Origin of the sequence: uncultured Fibrobacter sp., assembly GCF_937877005.1 — a bacterium.
Lineage (GTDB): Bacteria > Fibrobacterota > Fibrobacteria > Fibrobacterales > Fibrobacteraceae > Fibrobacter.
The window spans coordinates 1-1,764 of sequence record NZ_CALEFV010000054.1; the positions used below are offsets into that span (position 1 = coordinate 1).

Here is a 1,764-nt window from a genome sequence, read left to right on the forward strand (position 1 = left end):
GTTAGCGAGCAGTCGCAAGTACGCGAGCACGTCCTTAATTTCCTTGCGATCCCAGAATCGCATGCCGCCAAAAATGACCGACGGTATACGGCGGTCATTTAGCGCCTTTTCCAAGGCGCGGGACTGCGCGTTGGTGCGGTAGAACACAGCGGTTTTCGCATAAAAGTCGGGACCCGCCTTCGCAATCGTATCGGCAATGGCAGAGGCTTCGCCACGGTCATCCATAAAGTGGCGCACATGGATTAGCTCCCCCGCATCTTCCTTGGAGAACACATTCTTCTGCATTTCTTGCGGACGGATGTTGTGCGCAATCACGGAACCTGCGCCCTTCACGATATTCGCCGTCGAACGGTAGTTGCGCTCCAGTTTTACTATCGTCACCGGAGCAAAGTCGCGGTGGAAGTTGCGGATAATCTTGATGTTTGCTCCGCGCCAGCCATAAATACTCTGGTCGTCGTCACCCACCACAGTCACATTTTTTTCTTCGTTAATCAAGAGTTTCAGAAGCTCGTACTGAACATCGTTGGTGTCCTGGTATTCGTCGACCACCACATAACGGAAGCGATGAGCTAGCTGATCCGCCAATTTTGGCAGCTTTTGCAGCATGTAGACCGTATTGAACAGTAAATCATCGAAATCCATCGCATTGGATTCCTTGAGACGCTTCTGGTATTCGGCGTAATACTTCGCACGCTTTTCCTCGTCGGCAAAGGCCGCCATTTCAAGCGCGATATCAGGCGTCTGCAACTGTACAAAGCCCCCCTTGTTCAGCACAGTATTCTTGTACTTGGAAATTGACGCATGCAGCTTCTTGACCTCGGAGGCCTCGAAATTGTCACCTAGATCTTCCTTCAATATTTCCTTAAGAATGCGCTTCTGGTCGTCATCATCGTAAATTGAAAAGTTGCCATCGTACCACTGACCACCCATGGCTTCTATTACGGACTGCTTGGACAGGCAAAGTTTCAACAGACGGAGACAAACGGAATGGAATGTTCCCATCCAGCTAAAATTCATATTGCAGTCGAGCAGCTTTTGAATACGCGATTTCATTTCGCGCGCAGCCTTGTTCGTAAATGTCACTGCCAAGATGCGGTCCGGCTCTACGCCATGCTGCGAAACAAGGTGTGCAATTTTGTAGGTAATGCAACGAGTCTTTCCCGAACCGGCACCCGCCAAAATAAGCATCGGTCCATCAATCTTTTTAGCCGCGGCCGCCTGTTCCGGGTTCAATTCCCTATCCAAAACTACATTATCAACAATATTCGCCATCAAGAGCTCCTACTCTACACAAATGTGCAATATAGTAAAAAAAGAAAGACGCCCTTGCCGAGCATCTTTCTTTTTATTTAAAAATGACTCGAACTAGTCATCCGCCGTCGACGCACCAACGGCCTGTTCAAGAGTCGTGAGTCCCTGCAGGGCCTTACTGATGCCGTCCATGCGTAGCGTAATCATGTCGCATTCCTGCATGGCGGCACGTTTGATAACGTCACCCGAAGAACGCTTGATAATCAGGTTACGAACAGATTCGTTCGGCACCAGGAATTCGTAAATACCGCAACGGCCCTTGTATCCGGAACCATCACACTTTTCACAACCCTTGCCATGGTAGAATTGCATTTCAGGAGTCAGGTGAAGTTCATCGCGCAAGGATTGCGGGATATCTACCGGTTCCTTACAGTTCTTACAGATGCGACGCACAAGACGCTGGGCAAGAACACCCTTGATAGCGGTAGACACTAGGAAGGGGTCCAGACCCAT

Annotated in this window: 1 protein-coding gene and 1 pseudogene; both read right to left on the reverse strand. The window is 49.7% G+C overall.

Annotated features, from left to right (window positions below):
• Positions 1-1,272, reverse strand: a 1,272-nt coding sequence (locus Q0628_RS03220) for an ATP-dependent helicase (RefSeq protein WP_298768138.1), incomplete at its 3' end; no start/stop codon positions are given.
• A 93-nt stretch (positions 1,273-1,365) separates the two neighbouring features.
• Positions 1,366-1,764, reverse strand: a pseudogene (locus Q0628_RS03225) (type II/IV secretion system protein); the annotation flags it as partial.